The organism is Pantoea dispersa (assembly GCF_035783935.1).
GTDB classification, from domain to species: Bacteria; Pseudomonadota; Gammaproteobacteria; order Enterobacterales; family Enterobacteriaceae; genus Pantoea; species Pantoea dispersa_C.
Window position 1 is genome coordinate 316,619 of the sequence record NZ_JALKOV010000004.1, and the last position, 17,853, is coordinate 334,471.

12 protein-coding genes and 1 tRNA gene are annotated in these 17,853 nt (G+C 60.8%); 4 read left to right on the forward strand and 9 right to left on the reverse strand.

Annotated elements, in window-relative coordinates; all coding sequences use genetic code 11:
- The first annotated feature begins 197 nt into the window (after positions 1-197).
- From MXF20_RS10820 to MXF20_RS10830, 3 genes are read left to right on the forward strand one after another with little or no spacing between them, the layout of a single operon-like run.
- The gene (locus MXF20_RS10820) at positions 198-833 is read left to right on the forward strand and encodes a hypothetical protein (protein WP_325969270.1); all 636 of its coding nucleotides are present in this window, start codon (positions 198-200) and stop codon (positions 831-833) included.
- A gap of 41 nt (positions 834-874) precedes the next feature.
- The gene (locus tag MXF20_RS10825) at positions 875-1,705 is read left to right on the forward strand and encodes a cytochrome b/b6 domain-containing protein (RefSeq protein ID WP_325969271.1); all 831 of its coding nucleotides are present in this window, start codon (positions 875-877) and stop codon (positions 1,703-1,705) included.
- Positions 1,702-2,475: a molybdopterin-binding protein gene (locus MXF20_RS10830; RefSeq protein WP_325969272.1), complete on the forward strand. Its 774-nt coding sequence runs from the start codon at positions 1,702-1,704 to the stop codon at positions 2,473-2,475. The genes MXF20_RS10825 and MXF20_RS10830 overlap by 4 nt, the downstream gene beginning before the upstream one ends.
- Positions 2,476-2,529: 54 nt before the next feature.
- Here the strand turns inward: MXF20_RS10830 and MXF20_RS10835 are convergent.
- Positions 2,530-2,605, reverse strand: a tRNA-Asn gene (locus MXF20_RS10835).
- Positions 2,606-2,913: 308 nt separating this feature from the next.
- Between MXF20_RS10835 and MXF20_RS10840 the strand changes: the two genes are divergently transcribed.
- Positions 2,914-4,035, forward strand: a complete 1,122-nt coding sequence (locus MXF20_RS10840; protein ID WP_325969273.1) for a Gfo/Idh/MocA family oxidoreductase — start codon at positions 2,914-2,916, stop codon at positions 4,033-4,035.
- Between the two features lie 72 nt (positions 4,036-4,107).
- Here the strand turns inward: MXF20_RS10840 and yegS are convergent, their stop codons facing one another.
- The 8 genes from yegS to MXF20_RS10880 all read right to left on the reverse strand — a co-directional run bounded on the left by yegS (position 4,108) and on the right by MXF20_RS10880 (position 17,809).
- Positions 4,108-5,007: a lipid kinase YegS gene (gene yegS / locus MXF20_RS10845; RefSeq protein ID WP_325969275.1), complete on the reverse strand. Its 900-nt coding sequence runs from the start codon at positions 5,005-5,007 to the stop codon at positions 4,108-4,110.
- Positions 5,008-5,236: 229 nt separating this feature from the next.
- The gene (gene yegQ, locus MXF20_RS10850; RefSeq protein ID WP_325969276.1) at positions 5,237-6,607 is read right to left on the reverse strand and encodes a tRNA 5-hydroxyuridine modification protein YegQ; all 1,371 of its coding nucleotides are present in this window, start codon (positions 6,605-6,607) and stop codon (positions 5,237-5,239) included.
- 140 nt (positions 6,608-6,747) lie between these two features.
- A complete protein-coding gene (gene baeR, locus MXF20_RS10855; protein WP_325969277.1) occupies positions 6,748-7,455 on the reverse strand; it encodes a two-component system response regulator BaeR in 708 nt (235 codons plus the stop codon).
- A 9-nt stretch (positions 7,456-7,464) separates the two neighbouring features.
- On the reverse strand, positions 7,465-8,850 hold the full coding sequence (gene baeS / locus MXF20_RS10860; RefSeq protein ID WP_325969278.1) for a two-component system sensor histidine kinase BaeS: 1,386 nt from the start codon (positions 8,848-8,850) through the stop codon (positions 7,465-7,467).
- Positions 8,847-10,253: a multidrug transporter subunit MdtD gene (gene mdtD / locus MXF20_RS10865; protein WP_325969280.1), complete on the reverse strand. Its 1,407-nt coding sequence runs from the start codon at positions 10,251-10,253 to the stop codon at positions 8,847-8,849. The genes baeS and mdtD overlap by 4 nt, the downstream gene beginning before the upstream one ends.
- 133 nt (positions 10,254-10,386) lie before the next feature.
- The gene (gene mdtC, locus MXF20_RS10870; protein ID WP_325969282.1) at positions 10,387-13,461 is read right to left on the reverse strand and encodes a multidrug efflux RND transporter permease subunit MdtC; all 3,075 of its coding nucleotides are present in this window, start codon (positions 13,459-13,461) and stop codon (positions 10,387-10,389) included.
- Entirely contained in the window at positions 13,458-16,580 is a 3,123-nt protein-coding gene (locus MXF20_RS10875) for an MdtB/MuxB family multidrug efflux RND transporter permease subunit (RefSeq protein ID WP_325969283.1), read from the reverse strand. The genes mdtC and MXF20_RS10875 overlap by 4 nt, the downstream gene beginning before the upstream one ends.
- Positions 16,580-17,809: an MdtA/MuxA family multidrug efflux RND transporter periplasmic adaptor subunit gene (locus tag MXF20_RS10880; protein ID WP_325969286.1), complete on the reverse strand. Its 1,230-nt coding sequence runs from the start codon at positions 17,807-17,809 to the stop codon at positions 16,580-16,582. The genes MXF20_RS10875 and MXF20_RS10880 overlap by 1 nt, the downstream gene beginning before the upstream one ends.
- Positions 17,810-17,853: the final 44 nt, after the last annotated feature.

Genomic DNA, 17,853 nt, shown 5'->3' on the forward strand with positions numbered 1-17,853 from the left:
GATCTGCGCGAGGCTCAGGCTAAGACAAAATAATGACATGACAAAGTACAGGGTGAAAATTATCTTGTTTTTTAATCTACCAACTAGTAGGTTTGTTTTCCAGCACCTTTTGCTGCAAGGTCATTGCGCTTCAGGTCGGACGATTTCTGACGCATCGCTGCTTTTACGGCGGCGCTTAATCTCAAGAGGAACAATCTATGACGGTGTTATCACATTACAAACGCCTTTCACTGCTGGTTGCCGGTGCACTGCTGGCCGGCGCCACGCTGTCGCCCGCAATGGCAGCAGAGATGGCAGGGCAAAAAGTGCAGGTACGTGGCGTTGTTGAGTCGGTAAACGGGCAGCAGCTCACTATCAAGTCACGCGAAGGATCGGAGGTCAGCGTTGCCATGAAGCCAGGCGCGATGGTATCGGCGGTGGCGAAGGCCAGCATCAGCGACATTAAAAAGGGGGATTACGTGGGCATTGCCTCGCTGCCGAAAGCGGGCGGCGGAGATGGCGCGCTCGAAGTGCTGATTTTCCCGGCACAGCTAAAGGGCGCAGGTGAGGGCAACTTCAGCTGGGATCTGAAACCCGGCAGCTCAATGACCAACGCTACGGTCGCCAACAGCGTCACCTCGGTGGATAACAGTGAGGTGACGGTGAGCTATCACGGCCATCAGAAGAAGATTGCGATTCCGGCCGGCACGCCGGTGGTGACGCTGGCTGCGGCGACGCCGGATGACCTGAAACCCGGTACTACGGTGTTCGTCCCGGCAGAAAAAGGTGCCGACGGTAAGCTCACCGCAGGCAATGTCATTGTCGGCAAAAACGGCGTAGTGCCGCCTATGTAATCCGGCTCCAGCCAGGCGCGTCCTGGCTGGTAAGGGGCTCGATGATGCAACAGCCTTCACCTTCCCGCAGTAAAACGCTGATCCGCCGGCACTCGCTGGTGGTACGCGTGACGCACTGGATCAACGCACTCTGTTTTGCCGTGCTGCTGATGAGCGGACTGCAAATTTATAACGCCCATCCGCGTCTGTATGTCGGCCTGTATGGCGCGGACCATGAGCAGCCGGTGTTTGAAATCGGCAATCGCCAGCAGCAGGGATTTGTGCGGATCGGCGCGCTGCAGCTGAATACTACCGGCGTGCTCGGCGTGTCAAAGCTGGAGGGCACGCTGACGGCGCGCGCGTTCCCCGGCTGGCTGACGCTGCCGTCATGGCAGGATCTGGGTGCCGGCCGCCACTGGCACTTCTTCTTTGCCTGGCTGCTGGTGCTTAACGGATTGATTTATCTGCTGCACGGCTTCTGGCGCCGGCATTTTCGCCGCGATCTGTTGCCCGATCGTCAGCAGCTGGGCGCGCGTCATTTGTGGCAGGAGATGTGCGACCACGCCCGGCTGCGCTTCGCCCGCGGTGAAGCGGCGCGGCGCTATAACGCGCTGCAGAAACTCAGCTATCTGCTGGTGATCTTCATACTGCTGCCGCTGATGCTGCTGAGTGGATTAACCCTGTCGCCAGCGCTGGATGCGGCGCTGCCGTTTTTACCCGACCTGTTTGGCGGCCGTCCGACGGCGCGCACGCTGCATTTTGTCACCGCTACGCTGCTGGTGCTGTTTGTGCTGGTGCATGTGGTGATGGTGCTGGTGTCAGGCGTGTTCAATAACCTGCGTTCGATGATCACCGGCCGTTACGCGATCGACAAAGAGGATACCCCATCATGAAAATCGAGCTGTCGCGTCGCCGCCTGCTGCTGGGCGCGCTGTCCGGCGCCGGCGCGGCGCTGCTGAGCGGTTGCGATCAACTGACGCAAAACGACACGGTCAGCGGCTGGCTCAATCAGACCGAACGGCTGACGCGCGCCAGCCAGCGCCTGCTGGGCGGCCAGCGGCTGGCACCGGAGTTTAGCGAGGCCGATATTTCGCCGCTGTTCCGCGCCAACGGCACGCAAATGCCCGACTCCGACGAATATGCGCGTTTGCTGGCGAACGGGTTTACCGACTGGCGGCTGCGCGTTACCGGGCTGGTGCAGCAGCCGCTGAGTCTGTCGCTCAGCGATCTGCAGCGTTTTCCCAGCCGCACGCAAATCACCCGTCACGACTGCGTGGAGGGCTGGAGCGCGATTGGCAAATGGCAGGGCGTACCGCTCGGACTGGTGCTGGATGCGGCGCGCCTGCGGCCAGGTGCCCGCTACGTAGTGTTCCTGTGTGCCGACGAGCTGGAGCGGACGCTGGACGGCAGCGGGCGCTACTACGAAAGTATCGATCTGCAGGATGCGTGGCATCCGCAAACGCTGCTGGCCTACCGTATGAACGATCAGCCGCTGCCGGTGGCGCACGGCGCGCCGCTGCGTCTCAGGGTCGAGCGCCAGCTCGGTTACAAGCACGCCAAGTATCTGATGGAAATTAAAGTGGTGGATTCGTTTGCCCAGCTGTGGGGCGGACGCGGCGGCTACTGGGAAGATCGCGGCTACGAATGGTATGGCGGGATCTGAAGGTCAGAACGCCAAAAAGCAAAAAGCCTGCTATAAAAGCAGGCTTTTTTAATCTGGCTCCTCTGACTGGACTCGAACCAGTGACATACGGATTAACAGTCCGCCGTTCTACCGACTGAACTACAGAGGAATCGTTTGGAACGGGGCGCATATTATCGGGCAGGCTGTGGCTTGTCAAAGCTCTTTTTCACAATTTTTTCTGACTGCTGAATAAAGCGTCAATTGCCCTGCCTGATGAGGTGCAATGGCGCGAAATGGCGTCAGCACTGCGCCTGATTGTGAGAGACATCACCAATGCTATGCAAAATTACATTCTGATTTGTCGCTTCTGTCAGATACCTCGCATGCATGATCACAGATATTTCATTTCGCCGTTGTCGCCGTCAAAAACGAAACATATATTCCGGCAAACCTTCTCTCGTCAACCGCAGGTGCAGCATGAACAAAGTCAGAATCGGTATGATTGGCAGTGGATATATTGGTCGTTGTCACGCGATTGCCTACGCGCAGGCGCCCACGGTGTTCGCCCTGAAGGGCGAGATTGTGCGCGAGATGCTGGCGGAAGTGAACCCGGCGCTGGCGCAGCAGCAGGCAGCGACGTTTGGCTTTGCCCGTTCGACCGGCGACTGGCGCGAGCTGGTGCGCGATCCGCACATCGACGTGGTCGATATCTGCGCGCCCAACTTCCTGCACAAAGAGATGGCGCTGGAGGCGATTCGTCACGGCAAGCACGTCTATTCTGAAAAACCGCTGTCGCTCTCGGTGGCCGATGCCGAACAGATGGTGCAGGCGGCAGAGCAGGCGGGAGTGAAAACCCTGGTGGGCTTCAACTACATGAAAAACCCCACCAGCCAGCTGGCACACGAGATTATCGCGCGCGGTGAGATCGGCGAGGTGGTGCACTTTTACGGCACCCATAACGAAGATTATCTGGCGCGCCCGGAGACGCCGCTCGACTGGCATTGCCAGAAAGCGCTGGCCGGTCTCGGCGCGCTGGGCGATCTGGCGGCGCATATCGTTAACATGGCGCACTATCTGGTCGGTGATATTGAGGAAGTGAGCGGCGACATGATGACGGTCATTAAGCAGCGTCCGGATCCCAAAGCGCCGTCACGCCTGCTGCCGGTGGAAAATGAAGATCAGGCCAGCGCGCTGCTGCGCTTTAAGAATGGCGCGCACGGCGTGATTGAAACCTCGCGCATCGCCTGCGGCAGCAAGATGGGGCTGACTTATGTGGTGACCGGCACCAAAGGCACGCTGCGCTACACGCAGGAGCGCATGGCCGAGCTGGAACTTTACCTGCACGACGATCCGGCCGGTCGCCAGGGCTTTAAAACTATTCTCACCGGTCCGGCGCATCCGGACTACGCCAGCTTCTGCGTCTCGGCCGGCCACGGCATCGGCTTTAACGACCAGAAAACGGTCGAGATTCGCGATCTGATCAACGGCATCGCCGCTGGCGATCGTATGTGGCCGGATTTTGCCGAAGGGCTGCAGGTGCAGAAAGTGCTGGAAGCGGTGGCGATCTCCGCAGAGGAGCGCCGCTGGATGAAGGTTTAATCCCGGCAGATCGTTACCCGTGTAGCGGCGCAATTTATTGCGCGATAAATCGCGCCGCTACGATAGGGTGCGTTACGCCAGCAACGAACACTGCGGCGGCAGGCGGCAGCTCAACGCGCCGGGCTGTACCTCAATCTCAAACTCGCTGCCGGACAGCGGTTCGCCGTCGAGGTTAAAGGTCATCTCATGCGGCGAACGGATAGTCAGCGACGTCAGCTGTGCCGCGACAATGTTCGGGTTCTCGTCGTCACGCGTCAGCGAGTGCAGCAGCGTCGGCAGCAGCTCCTGGGCGGTCACAATGCTGAGATTGAGTTGCCCGTCGTTGATCAACGCTTCCGGACACAACCGCTGCCCGCCACCGGCCTGACGGCCATTCCCGATGCCAATCACCAGCGCGTCGCCCTGCCAGTGAAAGCCCGGTCCGCTGATTTCGCAACTGTCTGGCTTCAGCGCATCAACGCGCATCAGGCCATGAATAAAGTAGGAAACACCGCCCAGCGCCGATTTCAATTTCTCCGGCGTTTCCGTGGTGATGCGTGTGCCAAAGCCGCCGGTCGCCATGTTAATGAAGTAACGGTCACCGTTGACGCGCGCCAGATCGATGGCCGTGGCTTTGCCCAGCACCGCCAGCCGCAGCGCGGGTTCCATCTCTTCAGGAATACCGGCGCTGGTGGCGAAATCATTGGCGGTGCCAAGCGGTAAAATCCCCAGCACCGGGCGCTGGGCTGGCGGCAGGGCGGCCAGCGCGGTGGCAATCTCGTTGATGGTACCGTCGCCGCCGCCGGCCACCACGGTTTCCGCCTGCAGCTGCAGCGCTTCCTGCACGTAGCGATCGCCATCGCCTTTTTCCCAGGTCACGCGCACCGCCAGGTTAAAGCCTTCGTCGCGCAGGGTATTCACGGCGGCACGCAACGCTTCATTGCCTGCGCCTTTTCCATTCAGAATCAGCAAAGTGAGGGGTTTATTTTGCATTATCGCTTCCCTGATGAGTAAGACAGAGCTGTGGTTATAGCATAGCTGCGGCGGGAACTTTATCGGCGAACGATGAAAAAAAGAAAACCCGCACGGGGGAGCCGGGCGGGTGAATGAGGTGGTTCCTGGTACTACCTGCTGTTTGTTGTTACTCGTTAGCAGCAGGCGCGATTCTAAAGCGCGGCGAAGCGGCGGTCTGTGATCCTGTTCTAACTTCGCCGTTTTCTTTTCATTTAGTGCGATTCTTACCGTGCGGATCACAGGTGTTGTTACCGTCGGTAAAATTACGCAGCAGCAGCGCATAAGCCAGTTCGACCTCCTCCGGTACGCTGATCCACACGCGATGGCCGTCGCCTGGTGCGACCTCAACCGCGGCGCCCTTGTCATTCTGCATCGCCTGCAGCGTGCCGTTGAGATTGCCGTCTGGCGTCATGATTTCGACGCTATCGCCGAGCATGAACTTGTTCTTCACCGCCACCTGCGCCCACGCGCCACGCCGCTCGCCGGTGAATTCCCCGACAAACTGCTGACGCTCCGAGACGGAAAAGCCCTGTTCATAGTTTTGATAGCTATCGTGGGTGTGGCGACGCAGAAAACCTTCGGTATAGCCGCGATGCGCCAGCCCTTCCAGCGTCTCCAGCAGCGCCGGATCGAAGGGTTTGCCGGCGGCCGCGTCGTCGATGGCGCGACGATACACCTGGGCGGTGCGTGCGCAGTAATAGAACGACTTGGTGCGCCCCTCGATTTTCAGCGAATGCACGCCCATCTGGCTGAGACGTTCGACGTGCGCCACCGCGCGCAGATCTTTTGAGTTCATGATGTAAGTGCCGTGTTCATCTTCGAACGCGCTCATCACTTCGCCCGGCTTCATTTTCTCTTCCAGCAGGAACACGCGGTCGGTGGGCTCACCGATGCCGAGCGTCGCCGGCTGCACCGCAACCGGCTGATGGACGCCAACAATGTTGCCGACCTCATCCTGCTGGCCTTCGGCCACATTGTATTCCCAGCGGCAGGCGTTAGTGCAGGTGCCCTGATTGGGATCGCGCTTATTCAGATAACCGGAGAGCAGGCAGCGGCCGGAATAGGCCATGCACAGCGCGCCGTGAACAAAGATTTCGATCTCCATCTCCGGCACCTGCTGGCGAATTTCGGCGATCTCCTCCAGCGACAGTTCGCGCGATAGGATCACACGCGTCAGCCCCATCTGCTGCCAGAACTTCACCGTCGCCCAGTTGACCGCGTTAGCCTGCACCGACAGGTGAATCGGCATCTGTGGGAAGGCTTCGCGCACCAGCATAATCAGGCCGGGATCGGACATGATCAGCGCATCCGGCTGCATTTCGATAACCGGCGTCAGATCGCGGATAAAGGTTTTCAGCTTGGCGTTGTGCGGGGCAATGTTCACCACCACGTAAAACTTCTTGCCGAGCGCGTGCGCCTCGCTGATGCCTCTGGCGAGGTTTTCGTGGGTAAATTCGTTGTTGCGCACGCGCAGGCTGTAGCGCGGCTGGCCGGCATACACCGCATCGGCACCATAGGCAAAGGCATAACGCATATTTTTCAGCGTGCCTGCCGGCGAGAGCAGTTCGGGTTTAAACATGGGGATTTTCTCACTGATGTCAGGTCAGCATGCCAGAGTAGGTGGCACGTGCAGCGGCCGCGTCAGGCGGCCCTGCAAAAGGTGGGGAATTGTAGGCAGGGCGACACCCGATGTAAATTGACCTGGATCAATCTAAGCGGTTACAGCAGGCGGCAGACATCCGCTTCCCAGCGATAACCCATGCCGTACACCGCGCGAATAAACGGTTGTTCGGCATCAAGGTTCTCCAGCTTACGCCGCAGGTTTTTGATATGGCTGTCGATGGTACGATCGGTCACTACACGATAGTCGTCGTACAGTTGGTTCAGCAGCTGCTCGCGCGAGAACACTTTGCCAGGCTCCAGCGCCAGCGTTTTCAGCAGGCGGAACTCGGCGGGCGTCAGCTCCAGCGGCTGTTCACGCCAGCTGGCCTGGAAGCGGCCTTCGTCGACCACTAATGGTGAGGCTTGCTGCGCTTCCTCTGGCGAACGCTTCACCCGGCGCAGAATGGTTTTTACCCGTGCCACCACTTCGCGCGGACTAAACGGCTTGCAGATATAGTCGTCAGCGCCAATCTCCAGCCCGAGCAGGCGATCGATCTCTTCCGTGCGTGCGGTCACCATGATAATCGGCAGCTCGGAGAAGCGGCGGATTTCGCGGCACAGCGTCAGGCCGTCACGGCCTGGCAGCATCAAATCCAGCAGCATCAGGTCCGGCGGCGTGTGCTGCACGTAATCCAGCACCGCATTGCCGTCGGCGAGATGGTGGGTGCGGTAGTTTGACGCCTGCAGATAATCGATCATCAGCTGCGCCAGTTTGGGTTCATCTTCTACAACAAGAATCAGGGGATCGCTATTTTCCGTGCTCATAAGGGGCGTCTAGTGAGGAACATACGGCAAGTTTAGCGTGATTTTCAGACCACCTAAATCAGAGTCGGCCGCATTAATGCTGCCGCCATGTGCCTCAACAATATTTTTGCAGATCGCCAGACCGAGCCCCGAGCCGCCGCTGGCGCGGTTGCGCGAGCTCTCGGCGCGGAAGAAACGCTCAAACAGCTGCGCCTGCTGCTGGCGCTCAACGCCCGGCGCGCTGTCGGCAAACTGCAGCTGCCACTGCTCGCCGCTCAGCTGCATGCTGACCTGCACCGTACCGCCGGCATCGGTATAGCGCAGACTGTTCTCCAGCAGATTGGTGAACAGCTGCATCAGCCGGTCCGGATCGGCAAAGCTGCTGGCCTGTGCCGGCAGCAGCAGGTTCAGCGTCAACGCGCGGCTGCGGTAGCGCTCGCCAAAATTGCCGGCCACCACTTCCAGCAGGCTGACCACATCCACCGGCTGCATGCGATAGGCGAGGGCTCCGGCGTCGGACAGCGACAGCTGGTGCAGATCGTCCACCAGCTGGGTCAGCAGCGCGACCTCGCTCTGTAGCGATGTAATGGCTTCCGGCGTCAGCTTGCGCACGCCATCCTGCATCGCCTCCAGCTCGCCGCGCAAAATTGCCAGCGGCGTGCGCAGCTCATGGGAAATATCGGCCATAAAGGCGCGGCGGTTGCTCTCGTTTTTCTCCAGCGAGTGCGCCAGCTGGTTGAAGTCGCGCGCCAGCTGACCAATCTCATCGCTGCTGCCGACTTCAACCCGGGTAGTAAATTTGCCCGCCGCCAGCTGATGGGTACCGTCCACCAGCCGTTTCAAAGGAGCCAGCAGACCGCGCGCCAGCAGCCAGGTGACCAGCGCCGCCAGCAGCGTGGTGAGGCCGACGATCAGCCAGCTGGTCTGGCGCTGCTGATGGTCAAAATTAATATCGGTGCTGCGCGTCAGCCGCTCGGCGGGCGAGGCAATCACCCAGCCAACGATCTTGCCGTTGCTGGTGGTGATATTGCGGCGCGAACCTTCCGGCGGCACCGGCGAGCGTGGGCCTGACAATATTTTGTACTGCTGGTCGATAATCCAGAACTGGGTGCGCCAGCCGTGCGGCGGCAGCTGAGTGCCGCTGCCGGGATTCTGCTCCAGCGAGCGCAGAATGGTGAAGATCAGCCGATCGTTCTTACGCAAAAAATCCCAGTTACCGTGCTGTTCGTATTGATCGGCCAGCGCATCGCTCAGCAGCGTCAGGCGCTGCTCGTTGCCCTTTTTGATGTAATCAACGAAGCCATGTTCAAAGCTGAGGCGCACGCCCCAGTGCATGGTGATGATTACCAGCATGCAGGTGGAAAAAATCGCCATAAACAGTTTGGCGCTGATGCCGAGTTTTACCGGCTGCTTCATCCTTTTCTCCTGCCTCTCAGGTCCACGTTTTTACTCACATCGGCGGGCACGCGCCAGAACACCAGCGCCGGCAGCGCAATCACCAGCGCCATGCACAAATAGGTGTACATAAAGGTTTGATGGGTCGCGGCGCTGTCGCTCACCGCGCCGTGGCCGAAAGCGCCGAGCAGCAGACCGGCGACGGTGACGCCGATACTCATCGACAGCTGCATAATCATCGACAGCAGGCTGTTGCCACTGGAGGCCAGCTCGTCCGGCAACTCTTTCAGCGTCAGGGTATTCATGGACGAAAAGCGGATGGCATTGACCATGCCCTGCAACAACAGCACCACGGGCAGCAGCCAGATCCAGCCGAGCAGCGCCACGATGGGGAACAGCAGCACCACTAGCGCCAGCGCCAGCGTGCCGCCCACCAGCGCGTTACGGTAGCCAAACAGGTTCACGATGCGCACCACCACGCGTTTGATGCCCATGTTGCCCAGTACCATCGGGATCATCATCAGCCCGGCGTGGAACGGGCTAAAGCCGAGACCGACCTGCAGAAAAATCGGCGTCATAAACGGCAGCATGCCGCTGCCGATGCGGCCGGTGAAGCTGCCGAGCAGGCCGATGGCGTAAATACGGTTATCAAACAGCTTCAGGCTAAACAGTGCGTTATCGTTGTTGCGGCCGTGCATCAGGTAGAACAGCAGGGAAAACACCCCCAGCAAAATCAGCAGACACAACAACAGCGGCGAGCCGCCGGCGCTGCGCTGGCCGTCGAGCGCCAGCGTCAGCGTAGCCATGCCCACCGCCAGCAGCACAAAACCGAGAAAATCAAAGCGTCGCGTCTGCATGGTGTAGTTCGGCATCAGCAGCAGCGTGGCGATGGCACCGATGATGCCGACCGGAATGTTGATCAGGAAGATCCAGTGCCAGCTGGCGTATTCCACCAGAATGCCGCCCAGCGCCGGGCCGAGCAGCGGGCCTATCTGGCCGGGCAGGGTGACAAAGGTCATGGCCGACATGTACTGTTCGCGCGGTACGATCTTCATCACCGTCAGGCGGCCGACCGGCACCATCATCGCACCGCCGATGCCCTGAACCACGCGCGCCATCACCAGCTGGTCGAGTGAGGTGGCGAAGGCGCACAGCAGCGAGCCCAGGCTGAACAGCACGATGGCGCAGAAAAAGATGTTGCGCACGCCAAAGCGGTCGGCCAGCCAGCCGCTGAGCGGCAGCGTAATCGCCACGGTGAGCACGTAGGCGACAATCACCGAGTGCATATGCAGCGGGCTGACATTGAGATCGTGGGCCATCGCCGGAATCGCGGTGTTCACGATGGTGGTATCCAGCGTCTGCATAAAAAAGCCGAAGGCCACAATCCACAGTTGCCAGCGGACAGTGGCGGTTTGTGCGTTCATGGTCATCCCGTGTTAACAGTTTCATCCGCCGCAGGTCGCGTAGCGGCGAGATTTATCGCGCGTTTCAACATCGCCGGTGATGCTGAGGGTGCGCGCAATGAATTGCGCCGCTACGGTTAGTGCAGGTATGACGTTATGGCTCCGTTATTAACCGCGGCTGCTTTTTCCGTCGGCGCAGTTTATCCATCATCAGATACACCACTGGCGTCGTGTACAGCGTCAGCAGCTGGCTCATCACCAGCCCACCGGCAATGGTGATGCCCAGCGGCTGGCGCAGCTCCGCACCGTCACCGCTGGTCAGCACCAGCGGCAGCGCACCAAACAGCGCCGCCAGCGTGGTCATCAGAATCGGGCGGAAACGCAGCTGGCATGCCTGGAAAATGGCGTCGCGCGCCGACAGGTTGCCGTTGCGTTCCGCCTCCAGCGCGAAATCCACCATCATGATGGCATTCTTTTTCACGATGCCGATCAGAAGCAGAATGCCGATCAGCGCAATCAGGCTGAACGGCGTATTAAACAGCTGCAGCGCCAGCAGCGCGCCAACGCCCGCCGAGGGCAGGGTAGAGAGAATCGTCAGAGGATGCACGTAGCTCTCATACAGAATACCGAGCACGATATACACCGCGGCGATCGCTGCCAGCATCAGCCACAGCTGGTTCGACTGCGAATCCTGAAACACCTGCGCGGTGCCGGCAAAGCTGCCGCGCACGCTGGACGGCACGCCAATCGCCGTGATGGTGCGGTCAATCGCCTCCGACGCCTGCGACAGCGATACCCCTTCCGGCAGGTTAAACGAGATGGTCGAGGCCGCCGACAGGCCCTGATGGTTGACCGACAGCGGCGCGTTAGCCGGCTGCCATTTGGCAAACCAGCTAAGCGGAATCGCTTTGCCATCGCTGTTGATCACGAACATCTGATCCAGCGCGCTGACATCCTGGGTATAGCGCGGATCCACCTCCATCACCACTTTGTACTGATTCAGCGGCTGGTAGATGGTAGAGATTTGCCGCTGGCCGAAGGCGTTATTCAGCAGCGCATTGGCCGCCGACACGTCGATGCCGAGGCGCGCCATGCTTTCGCGATCGTAAGTCAGCGCCATCTCGCTGCCGTTGTCCTGCTGATCCGAGTTGACATCGGCCAGCTCTGGCAGAGCGGCAAACGCCTGGCGGATTTTCGGCTCCCACTCTCGTAAATCGGCGAGGTTATCCGACAGCAAACTGTATTGATAGCTGGCGTTGGATTCGCGGCCGCCGACGCGAATATCCTGCACCGCATTGAGATACAGGTTGGCACCCGGTTCTTTCGCCAGCTTGACGCGCAGGCGGGCGATCACCTCCTGCGCGCTTTCGCTGCGTTCTGACAGCGGCTTGAGTGACACAAACATCGAGCCGCTGTTGGTGCGCGAACCGCCGGTGAAGCCGGTGACGTTATCCACCGCCGGGTCGGCCTTGATGATGTTCATGAAATCCTGCAGCTTGCCGCGCATCGCCTGGAACGAAATGCTCTGGTCGGCCGAAATAAAGCCGTTGAGACGGCCGGTGTCCTGCTCAGGCATAAAGGTTTTCGGGATGGTGATAAACAGCCAGATGGTCAGCCCGACGGTGCCGAGCAACAGCAACAGCACCCAGATCGCGTGGTTCAGCACCCAGCCGAGCGAGCGCGCATAGCCCTGCTGCACCGCCAGCAGCACGCGGCCAAAACCGCGCGTGCGCGGCTGGCTGCGCTTCGCCTGCGGTTTCAGCAGATAGGCGCACATCATCGGCGTCAGGGTGATGGAGATAAACAGCGAGATGAGAATCGCCACCGACAGCGTGATGGCAAACTCCGAGAAGAAGCGGCCAATAATGCCGCCAATCATCAGCAGCGGCAGGAACACCGCAATCAGCGACAGGCTCATCGACAGCACGGTAAAACCGACTTCCCGCACCCCGGTGAGTGCTGCCTGCAGCGGCTTCATACCGGCTTCGACGTGGCGCGCGATGTTTTCCAGCACCACAATGGCGTCATCCACCACAAACCCGGTGGCGATGGTCAGCGCCATCAGCGACAGGTTATTCAGGCTGAAGCCGCACAGGTACATGGCGGCGAAGGTACCAATCAGCGACACCGGTACCGCCGCCGCCGGAATTAGCGTGGCGCGGCCGTCGCGCAGGAAGAAAAACACCACCAGAATCACCAGCGCTACGGCGATCACCAGCGACTGCTCCACTTCATGCAGTGAGGCGCGGATAGTGGGCGAACGGTCCTGAGCGATTTGCAGATCGATGGCCGCCGGGATCACTTCATGCAGCTCCGGCATTTCCGCCCGGATGCGGTCGACGGTATCAATGATGTTGGCGTCCGGCGACTTGCGCACCACCAGCAGCACCGCCGGTTTGCCGTTGGTCATCCCGGCGTTGCGCACGTCCTGTACCGAATCCTGCACGTTCGCCACGTCGCTCAGCCGCACCGCCGCGCCGTTGTTGTAATGCACCACCAGCGGCTGGTAGACGCTGGCGGTTTGCAGCTCATCGTTGGTCCGTACCTGCCAGCGCTGCTGGGTACCGTCAATGGCGCCCTGCGGACGGCGCTGGTTGGCGTTGCTGATGGCGGTGCGCACCGCATCCAGCGACACGCCCTGATTAAACAGCGCCTGCGGGTTGAGGTCGACGCGCACCGCCGGCAGCGAACTGCCGCCCACCGTGACATCGCCGACGCCATCAATCTGCGACAGTTTCTGCGCCAGCTGCGTCGACGCGTAATCATACAGCTGACCGGGATTATAAATGTCCGAGGTCATGGTGAGGATCATGATTGGCGCATCGGACGGGTTGGCTTTGCGGTAAGTGGGACGATTGGGCATGCCGGTCGGCAGCAGGCTCTGGGCGGCATTGATCGCCGCCTGCACGTCGCGCGCCGCGCCGTTGATGTCGCGGTCGAAATCAAACACCAGAATGATGCGCGTGCTGCCCAGCGAGCTGGTGGAGGTCATTTCACTGACGCCGGCAATGCGCCCCAGCGAGCGCTCCAGCGGCGTGGCGACCGAGGCCGCCATGGTTTCCGGCGACGCACCGGGCAGCGAGGCCGAGATCAGAATCACCGGGAAATCCAGCTGCGGCAGCGGCGCTACCGGCAGCAGACGGAAGCCAAGGATGCCCGCCAGCGCAATCGCCAGCGTCAGCAGCGTGGTGGCAACCGGCCGATGGATAAACAGGGCGAAAAACTTCACGACTGCGCCTCCGTGCCTTTCAGGCGCCGGCGCGTGGCATGGGCAAGGCGATCAAACAGCAGATAGATCACCGGGGTGGTAAACAGCGTCAGCACCTGGCTCAGCACCAGGCCACCGACCATGGCGATGCCGAGCGGACGGCGCAGCTCCGCGCCGACGCCGGTGCTGAGCATCAGCGGCAGCGCGCCAAGCAGCGCCGCCAGCGTGGTCATCAGAATCGGCCGGAAGCGCAGCAGGCAGGCCTGATAGATCGCCTCACGCGGTGCCATGCCCTGTTCACGCTCGGCGGCCAGCGCGAAGTCGATCATCATGATGGCGTTCTTCTTGACGATACCGATCAGCAAAATGATGCCGATGATGGCGATAATATCCAGCTCGTTGCCGCTCAGCATCAGCGCCAGCAGCGCACCAACGCCGGCGGTAGGCAGCGTCGACAGAATGGTAATCGGGTGGATGAAGCTCTCATACAGCACGCCGAGCACGATATACATCGCCACAACTGCGGCGACGATCAGCCAGATGGTGCTGGTCAGCGCCGCTTCAAACGCCAGCGTGCTGCCCTGGAACTGCGTCATCATCTCGGCCGGCATACCGACCTGATCTTCCGCCGTGGTGATCGCCTGCAGCGCATCGCCAAGCGAGTAGCCGTGCGCCACGTCAAATGAGAAGGTGGCCGACGGGAACTGATCGAGATGATTGATGCTCAGCGCAGCGTGGCGCTCTTCGACTTGCGCGATGGCGCTGAGCGGCACGCTGCCGCCGTCGCTGCTGTTCAGGCGAATCGCGTCGAGGCTGGCGAGACCGGGGGTTTGCGTGTTGTCCTGCTCCAGCACCACGCGATACTGATTGGCCTGGGTGTAAATCGTTGAGATCAGACGCTGGCCAAAGGCGTTGTACAGCGCGTTATCAATGTCGGCCATGCTGATGCCGAGTCGGCTGGCGCTGTCGCGATCGACGCGAACGTAAGCTTCCAGCCCCTGATCCTGCCAGTCGCTGCTGACGTTGCGCAGCTGCGGCAAGGTGTTGAGCTGCGCCAGCAGTTTCGGCACCCAGCTGCCCAGCGACTCCAGCGAACCCGACTGCAGGGTAAACTGGTATGGCGTGCGGCTCGCCTGGGTATCAATGGTCAGATCCTGCACCGGCTGCAGCCACAGCGATACGCCGGGCAGGCGATCGATCGCCTGCTGCAGCCGCTGCTGCACCGCCGGAATACGGTCGTCACGCTGATCCAGTGGTTTCAGGTTGATTTGCAGCCGCGCGCTGTTGAGCGCCGCGTTGGTGCCATCCACCCCAACGAACGAGGTCAGGCTCTGCACCGCCGGGTCTTTCATAATGATCGACGCCACATCGCGGGTGCGCTGCGCCATGCTGGCGTAAGAAACCGACTGCCGTGCCTGCAGCGTGCCCTGAATGATGCCGTTGTCCTGCTGCGGGAAGAAGCCTTTCGGAATCACTACCCACAGCAGCACCGTCAGCAGCAGCGTGCCAAGCGCCACCGACAGCGTCAGCCACGGATGGCGCAGCACGCGCGTCAGCCAGCGGCCATAGCCGGCAATCACCTTATCGAACATCGCCTCGCTGGCGCGCGAGAAACGGTTCTGCTTACGCAGCGATTCGGCGCTCAGCATGCGCGCGCACATCATTGGCGTCAGCGTCAGCGAGACCACCGCTGAGATTAAAATCGCCACCGCCAGCGTCACAGCGAACTCGCGGAACAAACGGCCAATCACGTCACCCATAAACAGCAGCGGAATCAGCACCGCGATCAGCGAGAAGGTGAGGGAGATAATGGTGAAGCCAATTTCACCGGCCCCTTTCAGCGCGGCGATCATCGGCTTTTCGCCTTTTTCGATGTAGCGCGAGATGTTCTCAATCACCACGATGGCATCATCGACCACAAAACCGGTAGCGATGGTCAGCGCCATCAGCGTCAGGTTATTAATCGAGAAGCCGAGGAAATACATGGCGGCAAAGGTGCCGACCAGCGACAGCGGCACGGCCACCGCCGGAATAATGGTGGCCGGCACATTGCGCAGAAACAGATAGATGATCATCACCACCAGTGCGATAGCCAGCATCAGCTCATGCTGGGTATCCGCTACCGAGGCGCGGATGTTGGTGGTGCGATCGGTGAGCAGTTTGACGTCAACCGACTTCGGCAGCTGAGCGGTCAGCGACGGCAGCAGCGCGCGGATGCTGTCAGCGGTAGCGATGATATTGGCACCCGGCTGGCGCTGCACGTTCAGCACAATCGCCGGCTGACGGTTGGCCCAGGCGCCCAGCCAGCTGTTCTCTGCGCCCTGTTCAACTGTGGCGACATCGCCCAGCCGCACCGGCGCGCCGTTGCTGTAGCTGACGATCAGCTTGCGGTAATCCTCCGCAGAGGTCATCTGGTCATTGGCCGACAGCGTGATAGAGCGCGTCGGGCCGTCGAGGCTGCCTTTCGCCGAGTTAACGTTGGCGTTGCTGATGGCGGTGCGCACCGTCTCGCTGGTCAGGCCGAGCGCCGCCAGCGCCTGAGCGTTCATCTTCACCCGCACCGCCGGACGCTGGCCGCCGGAGAGCGTGACCAGACCGACGCCGGAGACCTGGGAAATTTTCTGCGCCACCCGCGTCTCCACCATGTCCTGCACCTGCGTCAGCGGCATGCTGGTGGTGGTAACGGCCAGCGTCATGATTGGCGGATCGGCCGGATTCACTTTGCTGTATACCGGCGGATTCGGCAGATCGTTAGGCAGCAGGTTAGTGGCAGAGTTGATTGCCGCCTGCACTTCCTGTTCGGCAACGTCGAGCGCCAGCGTCAGCTGAAACTGCAGCGTAATCACCGAGGCACCGCCGGAGCTTTGCGACGCCATCTGCTTCAGGCCGGACATCTGCCCGAACTGGCGCTCCAGCGGTGCGGTAATCGACGAGGTCACCACATCCGGGCTGGCGCCAGGATAGAGCGTGACGACCTGAATGGTCGGGTAATCCACTTCCGGCAGCGCGGAAACCGGCAGGAAGCGATAGCCCAGCACGCCGGCCAGCAAAATCGCGATCATCAGCAGCGTGGTGGCCACCGGGCGCAGAATAAACTGGCGTGACGGGCCGCCGCTGGCGTCGGGAGGCATCACCTGCATTATTGACGTTCTCCGCGAGCCGGTTGCGCCGCGCGCGTGCTGTGCGTGGCGGTACTCTGTGCGGCGACAATTTCCACCGTCGCGCCTTCGGTCAGGCGGTCGAGACCGTCAGTAACCACGCGCTGACCGGCCTGCAGCCCGGCATCAATCACCACTTTCTGGCTATCCTGCAGCCCGGCGGTGACGCGTTTCTTGCTCACTTTGTTGTCGCTGTTCACCACCCAGACAAAGTGGCCGTCGTTGCTCATTTGCAGCGCGGCGGTCGGGATCACTACCGCGTTCTGCAGCGTATCCACCTTCAGCCGGGCGTTGACAAACTGGTTGGGAAACAGCGCGTCGTCCTGATTGCTGAAGCGCGCCTTGAGTTTGATGGTGCCGGTGGTGACGTCAATCTGGTTATCAATGCTCAGCAGCGCACCCGTAGTCAGCAGGGTTTTATTGCTGCGATCCCAGGCTTCCACCGGCAGCGGCTGGCCGCTTTTCTGGGCTTTCAGAATCTGGCTGATGTTGTTCTCGGCGATGCTGAACACCACGTCAATCGGGTGCGTCTGGGTGATCACCACCAGACCATTGGTATCGCCGGCGGTAATGTAGTTGCCGACATCCACCTGCTTCAGGCCGACGCGTCCGGCAATCGGCGCAGTGATGCGGCTGTAGGTCAGATTGAGCTGCGCGCTGGCCACATTGCCTTCGTCGGCTTTGATGGTGCCAAGCGTTTCGCTGACCAGCGAGCGCTGGGTATCCAGCTCCTGCTGCGATACCAGCGAGGTTTTTGCCAGCTTTTCGTAACGGCTGAGGTCGCGGCGCGCGTTAGCCAGCGTGGCCTGATCTTTGGCCAGCTGGCCCTGCGCCTGGGTGAGCGCTACCTGCCATGGGCGCGGATCGATTTCTGCCAGCAGCGCGCCAGCCTCCACCTGCTGGCCTTCCGTGAAGTGCAGCGCCATCAGCTGACCATCGACCCGACTGCGTACCGTGACGGTATTGGCCGCCGTGACGGTACCGAGTCCGCTGAGGTAGTAGGGCACACTTTCAGTGGTCGCCGTCGCGGCCTGCACCGGTGCCAGCGGACGGCGTCCGCTACTGCTATCGCCGCCGCGTGCGTGATGCGGCTGGCCCTTAGTCTGCGTTGTCTGTTCCGGTTCAGCCGGATGCTGCCACCAGTAATAAGCGCCCGCCAGCGCAGCCAGCACCACCACGCTAATCAGGCCTGTTTTTAATCGTTTGTTCATTGCTCTGTGTGCTCTCCGGCGGTTTCGTTTTCCACAAATGCGCG